Annotated in this window: 19 protein-coding genes; 3 read left to right on the top strand and 16 right to left on the bottom strand. The window is 56.9% G+C overall.

Translation table 11 applies throughout. The features are described 5' to 3' along the window. The 3 genes from Q354_RS28820 to Q354_RS0102345 form a co-directional block, all read right to left on the bottom strand. Nucleotides 1-381: ZrgA family zinc uptake protein (locus Q354_RS28820; protein WP_211252190.1), on the bottom strand; the 381-nt coding region annotated here is incomplete at its 3' end. 179 nt (nucleotides 382-560) lie between these two features. Next, nucleotides 561-830 carry an RNA recognition motif domain-containing protein gene (locus tag Q354_RS0102350; protein ID WP_027856215.1) on the bottom strand — a complete coding sequence of 90 codons (270 nt, stop codon included), beginning with the start codon at nucleotides 828-830 and terminating at the stop codon, nucleotides 561-563. 150 nt (nucleotides 831-980) lie between these two features. Beyond that, on the bottom strand, nucleotides 981-2,384 hold the full coding sequence (locus Q354_RS0102345) for an aminotransferase-like domain-containing protein (RefSeq protein WP_245600969.1): 1,404 nt from the start codon (nucleotides 2,382-2,384) through the stop codon (nucleotides 981-983). 109 nt (nucleotides 2,385-2,493) lie between these two features. Between Q354_RS0102345 and ccoG the strand changes: the two genes are divergently transcribed. Then, nucleotides 2,494-3,852, top strand: coding sequence for a cytochrome c oxidase accessory protein CcoG (gene ccoG, locus Q354_RS0102340; RefSeq protein ID WP_027856213.1), 1,359 nt, complete (start codon nucleotides 2,494-2,496; stop codon nucleotides 3,850-3,852). Nucleotides 3,853-3,914: 62 nt separating this feature from the next. On the opposite strand, the gene Q354_RS24310 is transcribed toward ccoG, so the two are convergent. Genes Q354_RS24310 through Q354_RS0102320 form a run of 4 tightly spaced genes read right to left on the bottom strand, consistent with a single transcriptional unit; the run spans nucleotide 3,915 to nucleotide 6,525 of the window. Continuing rightward, nucleotides 3,915-4,199 (bottom strand): GIY-YIG nuclease family protein, encoded by a 285-nt coding sequence (locus Q354_RS24310; protein ID WP_036228302.1) that lies wholly within the window; start codon nucleotides 4,197-4,199, stop codon nucleotides 3,915-3,917. A 32-nt stretch (nucleotides 4,200-4,231) separates the two neighbouring features. Next, nucleotides 4,232-5,548, bottom strand: coding sequence for a sensor histidine kinase (locus tag Q354_RS0102330; protein ID WP_051559823.1), 1,317 nt, complete (start codon nucleotides 5,546-5,548; stop codon nucleotides 4,232-4,234). Next, the gene (locus Q354_RS0102325; RefSeq protein ID WP_027856211.1) at nucleotides 5,549-6,163 is read right to left on the bottom strand and encodes a chemotaxis protein CheC; all 615 of its coding nucleotides are present in this window, start codon (nucleotides 6,161-6,163) and stop codon (nucleotides 5,549-5,551) included. It lies immediately after the preceding gene. After that, the gene (locus Q354_RS0102320; RefSeq protein WP_027856210.1) at nucleotides 6,160-6,525 is read right to left on the bottom strand and encodes a response regulator; all 366 of its coding nucleotides are present in this window, start codon (nucleotides 6,523-6,525) and stop codon (nucleotides 6,160-6,162) included. The genes Q354_RS0102325 and Q354_RS0102320 overlap by 4 nt, the downstream gene beginning before the upstream one ends. Nucleotides 6,526-6,824: 299 nt before the next feature. Here Q354_RS0102320 and Q354_RS0102315 point away from each other — a divergent pair, with 299 nt between their 5' ends. Beyond that, nucleotides 6,825-7,304, top strand: coding sequence for an Lrp/AsnC family transcriptional regulator (locus Q354_RS0102315; RefSeq protein WP_027856209.1), 480 nt, complete (start codon nucleotides 6,825-6,827; stop codon nucleotides 7,302-7,304). A 104-nt stretch (nucleotides 7,305-7,408) separates the two neighbouring features. Then, entirely contained in the window at nucleotides 7,409-7,651 is a 243-nt protein-coding gene (locus tag Q354_RS0102310; RefSeq protein ID WP_027856208.1) for an RNA-binding protein, read from the top strand. A gap of 261 nt (nucleotides 7,652-7,912) precedes the next feature. Here the strand turns inward: Q354_RS0102310 and Q354_RS0102305 are convergent, their stop codons facing one another. The 9 genes from Q354_RS0102305 to rsxB form a co-directional block, all read right to left on the bottom strand. Then, nucleotides 7,913-8,488: a UbiX family flavin prenyltransferase gene (locus Q354_RS0102305; RefSeq protein WP_027856207.1), complete on the bottom strand. Its 576-nt coding sequence runs from the start codon at nucleotides 8,486-8,488 to the stop codon at nucleotides 7,913-7,915. A 62-nt stretch (nucleotides 8,489-8,550) separates the two neighbouring features. Continuing rightward, on the bottom strand, nucleotides 8,551-9,192 hold the full coding sequence (nth, locus tag Q354_RS0102300) for an endonuclease III (protein WP_027856206.1): 642 nt from the start codon (nucleotides 9,190-9,192) through the stop codon (nucleotides 8,551-8,553). A 138-nt stretch (nucleotides 9,193-9,330) separates the two neighbouring features. After that, nucleotides 9,331-10,311, bottom strand: a complete 981-nt coding sequence (locus Q354_RS0102295) for a GGDEF domain-containing protein (protein ID WP_027856205.1) — start codon at nucleotides 10,309-10,311, stop codon at nucleotides 9,331-9,333. Next, nucleotides 10,308-11,264: a response regulator gene (locus Q354_RS0102290; protein WP_281174708.1), complete on the bottom strand. Its 957-nt coding sequence runs from the start codon at nucleotides 11,262-11,264 to the stop codon at nucleotides 10,308-10,310. The genes Q354_RS0102295 and Q354_RS0102290 overlap by 4 nt, the downstream gene beginning before the upstream one ends. A gap of 411 nt (nucleotides 11,265-11,675) precedes the next feature. After that, nucleotides 11,676-12,377 (bottom strand): electron transport complex subunit E, encoded by a 702-nt coding sequence (locus Q354_RS0102285; RefSeq protein ID WP_027856203.1) that lies wholly within the window; start codon nucleotides 12,375-12,377, stop codon nucleotides 11,676-11,678. Continuing rightward, on the bottom strand, nucleotides 12,377-13,024 hold the full coding sequence (gene rsxG, locus Q354_RS0102280) for an electron transport complex subunit RsxG (protein WP_027856202.1): 648 nt from the start codon (nucleotides 13,022-13,024) through the stop codon (nucleotides 12,377-12,379). The genes Q354_RS0102285 and rsxG overlap by 1 nt, the downstream gene beginning before the upstream one ends. After that, entirely contained in the window at nucleotides 13,024-14,073 is a 1,050-nt protein-coding gene (rsxD, locus tag Q354_RS0102275; RefSeq protein ID WP_027856201.1) for an electron transport complex subunit RsxD, read from the bottom strand. The genes rsxG and rsxD overlap by 1 nt, the downstream gene beginning before the upstream one ends. 14 nt (nucleotides 14,074-14,087) lie before the next feature. Then, nucleotides 14,088-17,279, bottom strand: a complete 3,192-nt coding sequence (rsxC, locus tag Q354_RS0102270) for an electron transport complex subunit RsxC (RefSeq protein ID WP_027856200.1) — start codon at nucleotides 17,277-17,279, stop codon at nucleotides 14,088-14,090. Then, on the bottom strand, nucleotides 17,279-17,872 hold the full coding sequence (gene rsxB, locus Q354_RS0102265; protein ID WP_027856199.1) for an electron transport complex subunit RsxB: 594 nt from the start codon (nucleotides 17,870-17,872) through the stop codon (nucleotides 17,279-17,281). Before rsxB ends, rsxC begins: the two co-directional genes overlap by 1 nt.

Genomic DNA, 17,872 nt, shown 5'->3' with positions numbered 1-17,872 from the left:
TTCGTGATCTTCGTGATCTTCGTGATCTTCGTGATCTTCGTGATCATGATGATCTTTATCAGCCTCAAGCAGGCTGTGCTGCAGACGCGGTGTATCCAGCACACACAGTGCATCTTCCGGCAGGATGATCATCTGGTAACCCTGGCGCAGGGTTTTCTCCATCGCCCGGACCCGTTCGATATCCTCTGCCTGGGTTGCCTTATGTTCGAAGCCAACCAGATTAGCCGCCGGAGACTCCAGCATCACCTCAAGCTGCTGTCCCGCCAGGGCGATATTCAGTACCGCCTTGCCATGCTCATGGGCGGCGTGCTGGGTATCAAACTCTTCAGCCATTACCGGAGCTGCGGTCAGCCCCACCATCAAGGGAATCAGTTTCTTCACGATCACTCCTGCCAAAAGTCACATCAAAATTAAGTTATAACATAACAACAATACTAGCAGGATCGATTCCACTGGGCGAGTTCCCGCGCCTGAAGATACGACCGAATACGCGCAATTTACGGCGGATTCAATAATCAGCGCCCGAACTAGGATAATGACCGAATACCATGAGATTCGCTTCAGTGATGCGGCTGGGACTGGCGACTGCGTTTTGCCCGGGCCTGCTCGAGATAGATCGGTTTTCCACGCAGGCTGATCCGGTTTAAACGCCCCATCGCTTCCTTCGCCTCCAGCCGGTCTGACATTGTGACAAAGCCATAACCCCGGGAGAGCCCCGTCTCGGGATCTGTAATCACCCGGACATCAACGACTTCACCAAACTCCGCGAAGCAATCCCGCAACTCCTCGGCCTCAAGATCACAGGACAGATTACCCACAAAGATATTCATCAGTGCCACCCTCCGTTGAGTCAGACGCCCCGCTGCCTGGTGCTGCTTCAACATCGGCGCCTGATCTCAATGTAGAAGGCGATTATGACAGTCGGATGGCAACCGAACAGATCAAAAATGCCTGCGCCGCTTATCCCTCAGCGCCGCCGATCAGTCCAGCAGGGTTCCCAGCCGAATCAGCGCATCACGACGTTTCTCATCCCAGGGCAGATCAAAGCTCATACGCAGACAGTTGCGATAGCGACTTTGTGAGGTAAACAACGCCCCGGGCGTAATGATAATGCCCTGCTGCCTTGCCCGCCGGTATAACGCCAGCGTATCGATATCTGCGTCCAGCTCCAGCCAGAGCGCCAGCCCGCCGGCCGGCTCGCTGGCTCGGCAGGGCTGCTGCCAGTGCTGATCAAGCAGCTGCAGCAACTGGTCACGCTGTTGCCGGAGTTGCTCCCGCATGCGGCGCAAATGGCGCTCGTAGTGGCCGGTGGCAATAAAGTCAGCCACCCCCTGTTCAACAAAGCTGTTGCCGGAGAGCAGGTTCACCATCTTCAGGTGATTAATACGGGGCTGCAGTTCTCCGGCGCAAATCCAGCCCAGGCGCAGGTCACGCGACAGCGATTTGGACGCCGAGCCACAGAGAATCACCCGGCCCTCACGATCATCAGCTTTCAGCGGCGAAGGACGAAACTCGAAGCCGATATCTCCGTATATATCATCTTCGATCACCATCAGGTCATAAGCGCTGGCCAGTGCCAGCAAGCGGTGACGGGCTTCAGCCGGCATCAGGGCACCGGTCGGCGTCGAAAATGCGGGAGTCACCACACAGGCCTTGACCGGCCACTGCTGCAATACCTGCTCCAGGGCATCCATATCCATACCGGTCTCCGGTCGGCAGGGGATCTCGACCACTTTCAGGCCAAGGGATTCCAGCAGCTGCAGCACACCGAAGAACCCCGGAGACTCCACCGCCACCACATCACCGGCATCGCAGCACAGCATCAATGCCATAAACAGCGCCTGCTGACAGCCCGCCGTGAGCGTGATCTGCTCGGCTGGTAAGTTCAGCCCCATGCGCTGGTAGCGGCGTATCAGCTGATCACGCAGGCCGGCAGAACCAGCAGGGTCAGCATAATAATGATGCTGCTGCCCGCGCTGACCTCTAAGGGCGCGTCCTATGCAGCGATTCAGCTCGACCACCCCCTGCGGCGGGGAGCCGCTTTGCGGGCCTTTGGGCAACAGGTCAAACACTGCGCTCTGGGTCATGATATCGCCCATCACTTCGGTGACATTCACCAGCGTGGGCTTACTTTCCAGAGTCCCAACGGCGGGCAACTGTCGCTGGGGTACCGGACGGCTGACAAAATACCCGGCCCGGGGCCTGACTTCGATCAGGCCTGCAATCTCCAGCCGTTCATAAGCATGCAATACTGTGGCCTTAGACAGACCTCTCTGCTGACAGAGTTGGCGGATTGACGGCAGGCGGTCACCGGGCAGAAAACGGCCCTGGGTAATCGCCTGGCGCAACTCCTGCTCCAGCTGCTGATAGAGATAACTGCTCACCTGCGTCTCCGGCTTATCCATCTGTACCTAATAAAATAACTTTTTTTGAACCTGTTCCTATTTTAACGGCTGTATAAAATGCGCTGCAATGGTTATTGCGGAGCCCATCATGCAACAGATCCCTGTCCGAAATGTCCCTTCGACCACTACAGCAGTGGGCGGAAAGATCCATGTGCGCCTGACAGAAGGCAAATTTCAAAACCTGCGGCGGATAATCAGCGGGCCGCTTCTGCTGGCCTATCTGCTGCTGGTCTGGATAGAGGTCGATGGTCAGCCTTGGCTGCTGTTCGACTTTTCCAGCCACCGAATCCAGATGTTCGGCACCAGTCTGAGCTGGTACGACCTGCCCTTGCTGGCCGGAGTCATGATCGCCGGCTCGGCGCTGCTGTTCTTTATGGCAGTAGGCTGGGGGCGCCTCTGGTGCGGCTTTGCCTGTCCGCAAAGTATCTGGACCTGGCTGTTTATCCGCATCGAGACCTTCACTGAAGGGCGCTCCAGCGTTCGCGCCCGGCAGGAAGCCAACAGCCTCAGGGGGAAACGCCTGCTGCGCCGGATCGCCAAGCATCTGCTCTGGTTGCTGGCCGCCTTTATTACGGCACTGACATTTACCGGCTACTTCGTACCGGTACGTGAACTGGTTTCCGATCTGGCTCAGCTGCAGCTGGACTGGACCAGCACCGGCTGGCTGATCACTATGACCGCCCTGACCTACCTGAATGCCGGACTGGCACGGGAAAAGGTCTGTACCCACATGTGTCCCTATGCCCGCTTTCAGGGTGTAATGTTCGATTCCGCGACCCGTACCGTCAGCTATGACGCCGCCCGTGGCGAACCACGCAGCAACCAGCGTAACCGCGGCAGTGACAGTGGCGACTGCGTCGACTGCGGCCTCTGTGTACAGGTCTGCCCGACCGGTATCGATATTCGCGACGGCCTGCAGTACGAGTGTATTGACTGCGCCGCCTGCATCGATGCCTGTGATGCGGTGATGGATAAGGTTGGGCGCGAACGCGGCCTGATTCGCTTTGCCTCGGAACAGCAACTCAGCAAGCAATCCAGCCCGCTATGGCGCCCCCGCCTGATCGGCTACGCTGTTGTCGTGATGCTTTCGGTCGCCGCCACGGTATGGGGCTTCAGCCAGCGCAGCCCGGTGCTGATCGAGATTCAGCGTGAACGCGGAGCACTGTTTCAGGTCGATAGCGCCAACAATATCTGTAACTACTACCAGATGAAACTGGAAGCTTTCGATGACGGATTGAAGCCCTTCCAGGTGATCCTGACCGGACCTGACGGACTCACCCTGAAGGGACCATCGGTTGTCGAAGTCAGCCTGAAACCGCGCTGGTTCGATTACCGTGTCTGCAGCCCGGCAGGGACCATGAAAGGCACTTCAGAGATCGCCTTCGAGATCAGTAATGGTACGCTGCAACTAAGCAAGTCCAGTACCTTTATTGCACCGGGCATCTGAATACAGATATCGGCCAAGCTGATGAGAAAGCCTCTTCCCCGTTCGGCGGGCAAGAGGCTTTTTTATTGGCTGCCGACAGCCTCTGCTGTCTGACTGAAAAGTGTCACCAGCCGCAGCTTATCGGTCCGGCGCAGGGCTTTAACCGCCACCTCCCGCCGGCAGGCAGCCGAGCGGTCTGGCTGAGGCTCCTGCCAGACCAGCGCCACCGGACGGCGGGCACGGGTATAACGCGCGCCCCCCTTAATTTCACCGTTGTGCTCACGCAGGCGACGACAGGGATCGGTGCTGACACCGGTGTAAAGTGTGCCGTCGGCACAGCGCAGCATATAGACATACCATTGGTTCATGGCGAGGGATAATGCCCTGATTGCGGCCCGAGTTAAAGCGACACCGCGCCCTCAGCCGGAACCTCTTTCTCCGCCCCGGCATCCTGAGCAAGCGGTAACCGGATAGTAAAAACCGTCCCCTGGCCAGGCTGGCTTTGCACCGTTAGCTCACCGGCATGGGCCTGCACGATGCCGTAAGAGACAGATAACCCCAGCCCCGTGCCCTCCCCCACCGGCTTAGTGGTAAAAAACGGGTCAAAGATCCGCTCCAGATGGGCCGGATCGATACCCCGTCCGGTATCACTCACCCGGATCACCACATACCCGGCATCCACCCTGGTACTGATCGTGATAACGCCGTTATCGTCCATCGCCTGCGCGGCATTGACCATCAGGTTCATAAATACCTGATTCAGTTGCGCCGGAATGCAATACACCCGGGGCAGATCGGCCAGGTCCTGACGCACTTCTGACACTACATATTTGATCTCATGCTGGACAATTTTCAGGGTACTGAGAAGCCCCTGATTGATATCGCTCCACTGCCACTCAGCATTGTCTCCGCGGGAGAAGTCCTTCAGCGAGCGTACGATGCCCTCGATGCGCTCAATGCCATCAAAGGTTTCCTCCAGCATGCTGCCCAGGTCAGAGGTGATAAAATCCAGATCCAGCGATTCCCTGAGGGCGTCGCGTTTCGCCTGTAACTGCACATCACTGCTGTCGATCAAATGGTCATACTGCTCCAGCGCCTGCCCGAGATCTTTCACGTAGTCCCGCAGGGACAGCAGGTTGGACTTGATAAACCCCACCGGATTATTGATCTCGTGGGCTACGCCGGCGGCCAGCTGACCGATCGATGCCAGCTTTTCCGACTGCAGCAACTGATTTTGCGCCTCCTCCAGCTTCTGATTCAGATCCTGCTGATAACGCTTATCCTGATCCAGTTTTCGCATCAGGTTCTTCAGCTGCGTCTGCACGACCGCCGTCGCGGTCACATCCGCGACCGTGATACAGACATGACTCACCTGACGGTTGCCATCGCAGATCGGAAACAATGTGCAGGACTGATACATCAGCTTGGAGGTACCGGTAATCGGCCGGCTGCTTGGAAAGCGAAATATAAAGGGGCGCTGCTGCCAGTTGGTGAATGAACGGGTCCTGAGCAGGAATACCGACTCCAGACGCCGCCTGAGCCAGACTTCCGGCAGCTCCGGATAAGCCTGAAACAGTGACATACCGACAATGTCACTGTTTTCATGTCGGGTGTTATCAGCCATAAAGTTGTTCCAGTAAGCGATAACATAGTCGCTATCGACGACCAGTACCCCTACACCGAGCTGGTCCACCACCTGGCTGTGTAAAGACATCATCTACTCCTCCAGCAACCTGCCTATCAGGCTGAACAGTGCTTCGGTATCTTCATCCGGCATACAGATAAGCAGGTCGGTACTCATTGAGATACTCTCGACCGTAAAGCGGATATCCATAAACAGCGCCTCAGACCATCCCAGTGATTTCTGACTCAGCAACGCAGGCAGGCTGACATTCTGGCTGAGCATACTGGGGGCACTGAAATGCAGATCGACCTCCAGCTGCTCTGCCAGGCCGTTGATACAGGCGCCGGACAGGATATTAGTCAGCTCCAGGGTTAACTCCTGACGTTCCAGTGGCGTCATTCCGCTGCCGTAGCCCATACACTCTCCCAGCAGCTGATGCCGCGCCCCCGCCGCAAAGCACACCAATACCTCACCCCGGAGATACCCGGTAAACGCCTGACGGGTGAACAGGCTCCCCTCGCTCAGCGACAGCTGCTCAGCCAGCGCTCCCACTTCGGCACGGTTGACCCAGTGCAGCTTGGGGATCGACAGATGCACGCGGGTATTGATCAGCTGGGCCAGGCTGGCTGCCGCCTGCCCCATCGAGATATTCAGCACCTCCTGTAGCGCATCACGGTACTCGGCGTTGTCACGGGCCAGTAACGTCATATCAAACCCACCTGACGCAGCACATCGGCCAGACGCTCTTTGGTAACCGGCTTGGTGATAAAAGACAGTGCCCCCAGCTCGATCACGCGCTGTGAGACTTCGGCCTGAAAGTCAGCGCTGATCACTATGGTGACCGTATTGGCATCTTCCTGCTTCAGCTGCTGCAGCACCTCCAGGCCGTCCATCACCGGCATCGTCAGGTCGAGAAACAGCACTTCAGCCTTTCCTGCATGACAGGCTTCTATCGCCTCCCGGCCATTACAGGCCTGAGTCAGTTCAACATCCCAGTCATCAGGCAGCGCCCTGATCACCGATTTTCGTGACATCATGGAGTCATCACACACCGTTACAGCCATCGCCATACAAGTTCTCCTGTCGCTAGGAACCCTCCGTAATGCGCTTGTCTGCGCCCGGAAGACAGCTGTTCAGTGGTATTACCGAAGGATTGCAGCCTTGCAGGTCAGCGCCCTCTGCCGCTGAACCAAGCTGCGCTTAAAATGGAAAATACTGACTCCGCTGGGCCAGAATCCCTCCCTGAATGTTTAACGCCCGTAAAAAAGGTTTAGCAAAAGTTTCGTAATCCGGCCAAGCAAAACTACGCCCGGGCCATCATGATCCATTACAATCGTTAGCTGGACATCATTGAGCGAAGGATAAAACGATGCCTCACTCCCTGGATCGAATTGACCGTCACATCCTCAGTATCCTGCAGGAAAATGCGCGGATCAGCGTTACGGACCTGGCCGAACGGGTTGGCCTCAGCCCTACTCCCTGTGGCCGTCGTCTGAAACAGCTGGAGGACTCCGGCCTGATCGAACGTCAGGTTGCACTGCTGGACCAGCGCAAGGCCGGGCTGCCAATGACGGTATTGGTGCAGGTCTCGCTTGAAGCCCAGACCCAGGAAAAGCTGCAGGCCTTTGAGAATGAGATTTCGGTGTTGCCGGAGATTATGGAGTGTTACCTGATTACCGGCAGTGCGGCGGACTATGTCCTGAAGATTGTGGTACCTGATCTGGACAGCTATCAGCAACTGCTGCTGAACAAACTGACCAGCCTGCCCGGCGTACGTTCGGTGATTTCGAACTTTGTCCTGCGCCAGCCGGTGAAGAAGACCGCCCTGCCGCTGGACCAGCTTAGCTAGGCGGGCCTTGCGGCGTCGGGGAAGCTGTTGCGGTGTCGCCAAACTGTCACCGGATTCGGATAGTATTAGCGCGACGGCCCAGCGCATTACAGGGAGTAAAACAGATGGAAATTGGAATTCAGAACCTTCCGGCACAGATTAACCAGGATGCCGTGCGCCGCCTGCTGCACAACGATCAGCGCATAAACCGTATTCTGCTCACCGATGCCGGTAACTCAGACCGGGTACTGGCCTGGGTGCGGATGGATATCTCCAGGGTTGAGGCTAACCGGCTGATTAAACGTCTCAGCCATAGCTGGTATCAGGACCGTCACCTGCAGGCTTATGCCTGTCTCTTCTTCCGCTGAAAACACATTTAGAAACTGAACGCTCAGGAATTACTCCACAGCGATTTAATAGCCGTCCGCTGCGCTGGATGAACAACAACGAAAGCGGGCTGCTATCAATCACTGCCAGAAAAAACCCTGTAAATTCAGTCGGCTCTAAAAACTGGTTAGAAATCAGACAATTTTCAGCAAGAGTGGATTAATGCGTCCTGAGCTGGATTACAAAGATATTACTCACAGAGTTATACACAGTTTCTGTGAGTAAGTTGAGTGACCCATCGCTTAACTGTTACCCAGCCCCTGCCAGCGCTGCACAAGATCATTATCCAGATCAAACAGGTCCAGCACCCGCCCCACAGTATGCTTAACCATATCGTCCAGCGACTCAGGCCGGGCGTAAAAGGCCGGTACCGGCGGCATAACGATCGCTCCCATCTCGGTTACCGCCGTCATACTGCGCAGATGCCCCAGGTGCAATGGAGTTTCCCGCACCATCAGTACCAGCCGCCGCCGCTCTTTCAATACCACGTCGGCAGCCCGGGAAACCAGATTAGAGGTTGAACCATAGGCAATATCCGACAGGGTGCGAATAGAACAGGGGGCCACAACCATGCCCAGGGTTTTAAACGATCCACTGGCGATAGAGGCACCAATATCACCGGTCGGATGCACCTCATCCGCCAGGGCGCGCAGCTGGTCGAGGGAGTAGTCAGTCTCCTCTGCCAGGGTAATTCCGGCAGATTTCGAGATCACCAGATGGGATTCAACCTGCAGCTGCTTCAGTGCCTTGAGCAGCTCGATGCCATAGATGATTCCGGATGCGCCGCTGATGGCAACAATCAGGCGTGGCTTACTCATTGGGTATCTCCCTTTCTACAGATCAACAGAAACAAACTGTTACGCTACACAACCGCAACAGATCAGCTATCGTACTCAGTTTTTTCCTTGTACTCACAAAGATCTTCGATCAGGCAGATGCCGCACTTGGGTTTGCGTGCGACACAAACATAACGTCCGTGGAGAATCAGCCAGTGGTGGGCGTCCAGCAAAAACTCCTTGGGTACGAAGCGCATCAGTTTCTGCTCCACTTCGTTGACGTTCTTGCCCGGAGCAATCCGGGTACGGTTAGATACCCTGAAGATATGGGTATCCACCGCCATCGCCGGCTGGCCAAATGCTGTATTCAGCACCACATTGGCCGTTTTACGTCCCACCCCCGGCAGTGCTTCCAGGTCTTCCCGGTTATCCGGCACCACTGAGTTGTGCTTTTCCACCAGCGTACGGCAGGTTTTAATAACGTTCTCAGCCTTGGAGTTAAACAGGCCGATCGTCTTGATGTACTCCTTCAGCCCGTCCACACCCAGTGCCAGTATAGCTTCCGGGGTGTTGGCAACCGGGTAGAGCTTGCGGGTAGCCTTATTGACCCCCACATCAGTCGCCTGGGCAGACAGCAGCACAGCGATCAGCAGCTCGAAGTTGGAGCTGTATTCCAGCTCGGTGGTCGGATTGGGATTCTGGTCACGCAGGCGGGTGAAAATTTCGTGTCGTTTTTGCTTATTCATAACGGGCGGGGCGATCCCACAAGATGGCTCATAAGTGGGCACCCATGATAACCAGCGAAAGCCTGAATGCAACTCGGTGCCGCATCAGAGTTGCGAGCGCCCCTGCCGGAGGGCTGAGACTGAACGGCAACGGAGGGATTATTCTATATAAACGCGATAGCGGTTTCGCCCTTCAGCCTTGGCCTGATAGAGGGCTTTATCCGCCTGTGCCAGCCAGGCGGCTGCGCCCTGCTGATCGGTTTCCACCTCGGCAATTCCCAGACTGATGGTAAAGCTGATCTCAGTGCCCTGATAGTTCACCAGCATCAGCTCTGCCGCCCGACGTAAACGTTCAGCAAAAATCTCGGCCTGGCGGGCTGAGGTATCCAGCAGGATAACGCCATACTCCTCACCGCCGTAGCGGCCAACGATATCAGTCTTGCGGGCGTGCTGATGTAACAGCCGGGCCAGCTGAGAGATCACCTCGTCACCGGCCGGATGCCCAAGGCGGTCGTTGATCTGCTTAAAATGATCGATATCCACCATAATCAGGCTGCTTTTACGCCGGTTACGCAAAAACCGGTTGAACTCCGCTTCCAGGCACTCCTGCCAGTATCCGCGATTATGCAGGCCCGTCAGGGCATCGCGCCGGCTCAATGCCTCCAGCTTGCCGTTAGCCTCTTCCAGTTTACGGCGGCTGACGGCCACATCGGTAACATCATAGATCAGCATACCGACATGTTCCGCCGGACCACAGACAGAGGGCAGCGGTATCAGGTGGACATTCTGATACATGAATGCGGAGTGTCCGGTGATCGGGCGGTGGCTCTTAAAACGAAACAGGCTGGGGCGCTGCTCCCAGTTGATATAGGAGGGAGTTTTCAGCAACAGCACCGCATTGAGCTTACGCTGCAGCCAGCTTTGGGGAAGTTCGGGGAAGGTTTCGAACAGATCCCGACCTGCCACTTCGGCCGGAGCCCTGCCGGAATGGTTTTCCATAAATCCGTTCCAGAACTGAATCCGGTAACAGTCATCAATCACCACCAGACCCACATCAAGGGTCTGCAGCAGGGCCAGATTCCAGTCGGTTGCGGGATGCTGGTTTTGTGTTTCCTGAGGGGTAAAGCGATCGCGACTCATAACACCGCCCGTAGTAGTCGTTTCAGCGCAGGCAGCGAGTCTTCAGTAAAAATCACCAGCAGTTCGCAGTGGATATCATCGCTTTCGATCTGGTAATCAATGGTGATCGCCAGACTTTGCTGCCAGCTTTCAGAATCGGCCGGAAAGCCGTCAGATTCGATCAGCGTCGGAGTGCCGCGACTGAGGCTTATTTTCAACTGCTGGGCGAAGCTGCCAAGGAAGGCACTGGTGAGGGTGTTAGCCACCTCCATCATCAGCTCTTCCTGCTGCAGAGAGGTAATCGCTTCGGTAACCCCCATGACGCCGGCGAGATTGCCGACACAGCTGACCGGTATCTGGATCAGTGCTTCGCCGGCAATACCTCCGCCGATAAACCCCTGACCGACAATATTGAATGGCGGACGTTCAGAGGCAAACAGGTGCATTTCCAGCGCACTGCGATGCACCATCCGCGCATGGGGAATAGGCAACGATACGTAGACACCGAGCAAGCGGGCCAGCAGATCTCCGGCCCGCCCCATCGCGATATTGGCTATTTCCTGATAGTACTCGGGGACAGATTCCGGTTCCTGACCGCCGGTTATCTCACGTGGCTTTTCCAGCTCCTGCAGAATACCGAAGCGCTGCAGAACCTTGCCGATATCAGCCGCAGATGTGGGTTTGGACACAAAATCGAGGGCGCCCATGTTCATTACCCGCTGCAGCGCAGCTGGCTGGACGTCACCTGATACAACGATCACCAGCGTTTTCAGGTCATCCCGGCGGATGCGCTCCAGCACCTGGTAGCCATCCATAATCGGCATATTCAGGTCAAGAAACAGCAGGTCGCCCTTGCCCGCGCGAATCGCCTCCAGTGCCTGCAAGCCATGCTCGGCAAAGGTTACTTCTATATTCCAGCGACATAGGGCGTTTGCCATCTGCTTGCGAGCCAGACGGGAGTCGTCGCATATCACCACTGGAATCGGCTGATTCACACCCAATTTAGTTAACCCATACCTGGTATTCTGGTTTGTGTTTGGATTGCCTGCTGCAAGGCCCGGCTTGTACGCCGGATCCTGAGACGGGATAACCTGAGACCGTATCAAGCAGCAACGGCCGGTCACTACAGCAATAAAGCATTCAATAACCGGTTTCAGCTGCTAGCAATTGCGAAAACAATTATCAGTGTTTTTACCATGATCCTTCAGCTCAATTATTCATGCTGAAAGGCGGTAGTCAATCAAACTGTTCTGTCGCCGGAAATAAATTCGGCAGAAACAAAAAAGCACCCGCTTTCAAACAGTTGTATGAAAGCGGGTGCTTTTCAGGATTCGTAGAAGCCCGTTAACGGCGGCGCATCTGAGAAATGCATTTCAGCGGGCCACTCAACCGGTCACCCGGACCCGCTCGACACCACCATCCGATTCCGGTTTCTGTTGCTGGCGTCGCTGCTCCAGGCGGCTGTCGATCACATTCTTCAGCGCGATCAGCAAGCCCATACCGACAAAGGCTCCCGGTGGCAGGACGGCAAACAGGAAGCCCTTATAGTCGTCGATCAGGGTAATTTTCCAGCTTTCAGCGGCAGGACCAAACAGCAGCTGCATATCGGCAAACAGCGTTCCCAGCCCGAGTGCCTCACGCATCGCCCCCAGCACCACCAGTACAGCGGTGAACCCCAGCCCCATCATCAGGCCATCCAGCACCGAAGCTCCGACGGTATTCTTACAGGCAAAGGCGTCGGCACGTCCCATAATCGCGCAGTTGGTTACAATCAGCGGGATGAAGATACCGAGAATCAGGTACAGCTCATAGGCAAAGGCCTGCATCAGCAGCTCAATCGCAGTAACGAATGAGGCGATGATCATCACAAAGATCGGCAGCCGCACCGATTCCGGGACAAACTTACGAAAGGCCGATACGGTCAGGTTGGAGCCCAGCAGTACCAGGGTACTCGCCACTCCCAGACCGATCGCATTTACCACCGAACCGGTGACGGCCAGCAGCGGGCAGAGACCCAGCAACTGCACCAGAGCCGGATTATTGTTCCAGAGCCCGTCGAGGGCTATTTTTCTGGCATCAGCAGACATCAGCTACTCTCCTGAGAGACTTTCTTCGGCGAGTCACCCAGCAACTCGGTTTTATGACGCTGGAAGTAATCGATCGCCCGGCCAGCCGCATTGACGATAGCGCGCGGGGTAATAGTGGCGCCGGTAAACTGATCAAAGCGGCCACCATCCTTAATCACAGCCCAGCTGCTGTCATTACGGCCACCTTTACGTTCGCCATTAAAGCTCAGTACCCAGTCGGACTTTTTCAGATCCACCTTGTCGCCCAGTCCCGGCGTTTCCTTGTGTGCCAGAACCCGCAGGCCAGCCACGCTGCCATCGCGGTGGATACCGATAATGAAGTTGATCTTGCCGGAGTAGCCATCCGGCGCAACCACCGGCAGTATCACAGTCTCGATAACCCCGTTGCGTCGCGCCAGATAAGCGTTGGCCGGCTGCTCGCTGCCCTGAAGTTCAGGCGCGACAAAGGAGAACGTATCCTCCAGCAGGTCATTATCGATACTGTCTTTGGGCACGATTTCATACAACGCCCGGGCCTGCTGTTCGCGCTCATTGTGGCTGATACGCGACTTGGTTGAGACCTGTGTGATCGCAATCAGTCCGGCGGTCACAATGGCAAAAATACCAATGCCGACGGAGCTGCGACGTACAGCGGATAACATCTCCATCACGCATCTCCCTTCATGCCGCGGCGGGCTTTCTGATGGCCATAGGTACGCGGCTGGGTGTATTGATCGATAAAGGGTGCCGCCAGGTTCATCAGCAGCACCGCAAAGGCCACGGCATCCGGATAGCCACCCCAGGTACGGATCACATAGATCAACAGGCCAATACAGGCACCGTAGATCACCTTGCCGCGGTTACTGGTTGCGGCCGTGACCGGATCCGTAACGATAAAGAACGCCCCCAGCATGGTGGCGCCGGTGGTGAGATGGAAGAACGGATCGCCATAGGCATCCGGCTCCACCGCAAAGAACAGCGTCGAGATAACCGTCAGGCTGATCAGCATCGACAGCGGACCATGCCAGGTGAAGACCTTGCGATACAGCAGGAAGATACCACCCATAAAATAGGCTGCGCTGACAGCGTGCCAGGCACCGACACCATCAGCCAGTACCGGCACAGCACGCCATGCTTCTTCGGTGGTCAGGCCGCCACGATGGCGCAGGGCATCCAGCGGCGTGGCACCGGTGTAGCTATCGATCTGAGTCGCATCGATACCGCCAAAAATAATGCCCAGGGTCTCAAACAATCCCGGGAAACCGCCATCCACCATCACGGTTGGCAGGGTCCAGCGGGTCATATCCACCGGGAAGGAAACCAGCAACAGCGCATAGGCCACCATCGCCGGATTGAACGGATTCTGTCCCAGACCACCATAGAGGTGCTTGGCGATCACGATGGCGACAAACACGCCCACCAGCGTCAGCCACCAGGGAGCGAACGGTGGCAGCGCCAGACCGAGCAACAGGGCCGTCACCAGCGCGCTGTAGTCGGTCAGGTAGTAGCGCACCGGGCGGTTACGCAGCTTGATGATCGCTGCCTCAAAGCCCAGCGCTAGCAGGGAGGCCCAGATCACATTGATCAGGGTGCCCCAGCCAAAAAAGAAGGTCATCGCAAGCAGCCCCGGCAGGGTCGCCAGCAGTACCAGGCGCATCACATCGCTGGTACGGCTGACCTTATGCAGGTGCGGAGAGCTGGTTCGGATCAAAGCCATCGCTCAGTTAATCCTTAGTCCGTAAATCGACTCAGTGTCGCGTTCAATTCATCAGCGCGCTGCTGCGCCAGCTGCAGGGAATCCTTCAGCTGACTCAGTTCATCACTGTCTTCATCTGTTACCTTGCTGATCGCCCGCTCGGCCTTGGTGACCTCGGCCCGGGCCATAGCGGCATCGACCTTCAGTTTTTTCAGGTCGACCCCTTCGGCGGCCGCGAGCTCAATCTGACGGGATTCAGCCGCATCAAACTCAGCCTTAGCGGCATCATGGCGCTGGCTCAGTTCGGCTACTTCAGCCTGCAGCGCAGCCAGATCGTCGCCCTCTGCCTCTTCAAGCGCCTTCTCTGCCTTGCGCAGCTTGGTACGCATGATAGACACCTGCTGTTTAAGCGCCTTTATATCCGGCACGATATCCGGCACGGCAACGGCTGACTCTGCTGCATTGCCATTGAGGGCCGGTCCGGCGGCCTCTTCGTAGGCCTGGCGGGCCTCCTCATATTTACCGCGCAGCTTTTCAACCCCGGCCTGCATCTTCTCGGCCGTTGGCAGTCCCTTCTCAGCAGCGGCTTTAGCCGCCGCCTCGGCTTTCTGTACCTTGCCCTGGGCAGCGTCCATATCGGCTTGCAGCTCGGCCAGCTGGGCGGGCGACACGGCAGGCTGGATTGCAGCGGCGGATTGTTGCTGAGCCGCTTCAAAAGCCTGTTTTGCCTCTGCGTACTTGCCGCGCAGCTTTTCAACCCCGGCGCGCATTTTCTCAGCGGCGGGCAGGCCTTTTTCCTCGGCAGCAGTGGCTGCGGCTTCGGCTTTCTTCACCTTGGCAAGCGCAGCTTCCATATCCGATTTCAATTCATCAATATTGATTTTTGAAGGCTGCTTTTGGTTATTTGATAACTGTGCATCTTCAAAAGCCTTTTTTGACTCTTCATATTTTCCGCGTAATTTATCAACACCGGCTTTCATCTTATCAGCCGTTGGCAATCCTTTTTCGGCTGCGGCATCCGCCGCCGCCTGAGCTTTTTCCACCTTGGCCAGCGCTTTTTCCATCTCCTCCTTAAGCGGAGCCAGATCGATCGCCGCCGCAGAAGCCGGCGCACCCGCGGCCCCGGATTCTGCGCTGTCATAGGCTTGCTGGGCCGCTTCGGTTTTGGAGCGCAGCTGCTCAACCTGAGCCTTCAATTCAGCCAGATCGCCTTCGCCGCTCTCTTCCGCCGCCGCCAGTTGCTTCTCGGCCTTTTTCAGCTTGGTCCGCGCTACCGCGGCATTGGTTTTCAGTTGCTTGATATCGGCAACGGGTGCCGCAGGCGCGCTCGCGCCCGACTGGGCATCATCGTAGGCCTTCTGCGCGGCATCGGCTTTGTCCTGCAGCTGCTTAACCGTATCACGCAGCGCATCGACGCCATCCTGGCCTTTCTCTTCCGCCGCCTTCAGCGCGGTCTGGGCTTTCTTCAGCTTGGTCCGGGCGACCGCCGCGGCGGTTTTAAGCGCCTTGGTGTCCGGTGCGGCGGCCGCACCGAGCTGGCCTTTCTCCGCTTGTTCCAGTTTCTGCTGCGCAGCGTTGGATTTCGCCTGTGCCGCCTTAAACTCCGTTTCCAGCTCAGCCTGGTTATCAGCCCCGCTCTCCTGCGCCTGCAGGAGCGCCTTCTCGGCCTTTTTCAGCTTGGTACGGGCGACGGCAGCAGCGGTCTTCAGTGCCTTAACATCGACAGCGGCGTCTGCCTTCACGGTCTCTTTGCGTTCGGCAGCATCTTTCTTCACCGCCTGAGCCTTAGCGGCTTCTTCAGCACGGGCCTTACGACGTGCCTGCTTCTCTGCCTCTTCCGCTTCCTGACGCGCCTTGCGGGCTTCAAATCGCTCACGGGCGTGATCGGCCTTACGCTGCTCGGCTTCTTCGGCGCGGATTTCGGCCTTGGCAAAGCGGTAGTACTGCACCAGCTCGATATTGGATGGGCAAACGAAGGAACAGGCGCCACATTCGATACAATCAAACAGGTTGTGATGGCGCGCCTTATCGAACTCCTTTGCCTTGGCAAACCAGTGCAGCTGCTGCGGCAACAGTTCAGCCGGGCAGACCTGTTCACACATACCACAGCGGATACAGGGGTTGGCAGGCGGCGCAGGCGGCATCTCGTCAATTGTGGCGGCGATAATGCAGTTGGTGGTTTTCACCACCGGCACCTCTTCATCGGTCATCGCGAAGCCCATCATAGGCCCGCCCATCACCATGCGGTACATCTCCTTGCGACGCACACCGGAGTGGTCCAGCAATGTCCGGAAGGGAGTACCAATCAGCACCTCCAGGTTATGGCGGTGATTGACCGCATCACCGGTGATGGTCACGACGCGGGAGATCAGCGGCTCGCCATGGTGTACCGCGCGATAGATAGCACTGGCGGTACCGACGTTCTGACAGACAATGCCGACATCGGCGGGTATCTTACCGCTAGGCACCTCGACGCCGGTCAGCAGCTTAATCAGCTGTTTCTCACCGCCGGAGGGGTATTTAGTCGGTACTACCACTACATCAATATTCAGCGGGTTACCGCGCTTGGCTTCTTCCAGCGCGCGAATCGCCTGAGGCTTGTTGTCCTCGATACCGATCAGGACATGGCTCGGCTTGAGCAGGTGGGCGATAACTTCGATACCGCCGATAATCTGGTCGGCTCGCTCACGCATCAGCATATCGTCGGCGGTAATATAAGGCTCGCACTCGGCCGCATTGATCACCAGGGTGTTAACGATATGATCATCACCCAGGTGCAGCTTGACGTCGGTCGGGAAGCCCGCCCCGCCCATACCGGCAATACCGTGGGCGCGGATATGATCAGTCAGCTCCGCCTTTTTCAGGCTGCGGAAGTCCGCCAGGGCACGACGCTCTCCCCACTCATCCTTACCGTCAGGCTCGATGATGATGCAGGGTGCCTGCATGCCTGAGGCATGGGGTATGGCATAGAGGCCAATATCCGTCACGATGCCGGAGGTCGGCGCATGAATATTGACACTCACCCGGCCGATCGCCTCGGCAATGATCTGGCCTTTCAGAACCCGCTGGCCTATTTCGACCACGGCATCCGCCGGCGCCCCTATATGCTGGTTAAATGGCAGTACCAGGCGATCCGGAATCGGTGCCGCACTGATCGGCGCACCGTTGGACTGACGTTTATTCTCCGGTGGGTGAATACCGCCATGAAATTCAAATACCGATCCCATCAGGCCGCCCTCCCCTCAACTTCACCACGCACATCAGTGGCAATCAGGTTTACACCGGACTTGGGCATATCCCATTTCCAGGTCTGCAGGGTGGTTTCAACAGGAATCATATCAATACAGTCAACCGGACAGGGCTCAACACATAGATCGCATCCGGTACATTCAGACTGAATCACCGTATGCATCTGCTTGGCGGCGCCGAGAATGGCATCAACCGGGCACGCCTGAATACACTTGGTACAACCGATACACTCATCTTCGCGGATGTAAGCGAAGGTCTTAACCGGGTTTTCTTCATGCTCACCGTCCAGCGGCAGTGCTTCTACGTCCAGCAGGTCGGCCAGCGCTTCGACGGTGCCCTGTCCGCCCGGCGGACATTTGTTGATCGCCTCACCATTGGCGATCGCTTCAGCGTAGGGACGACAGCCCGGGTGACCACACTGACCACACTGGGTCTGCGGGAGCAAGGAGTCGATCTGATCGACCAGCGGATTGCCTTCAACCTTAAAGCGGACCGAGGCGTAACCCAGGATCACACCGAAGATTACGGCCAGGCCAAAGACTACGATTACTGCGATTAATACTGCACTCAT

It is taken from the genome of Marinobacterium jannaschii DSM 6295 (genome assembly GCF_000620085.1).
GTDB lineage: Bacteria > Pseudomonadota > Gammaproteobacteria > Pseudomonadales > Balneatricaceae > Pontibacterium > Pontibacterium jannaschii.
The sequence above is the reverse complement of the archived record's forward strand: the minus strand, read 5'-3'. Positions and strand labels throughout refer to the sequence as shown.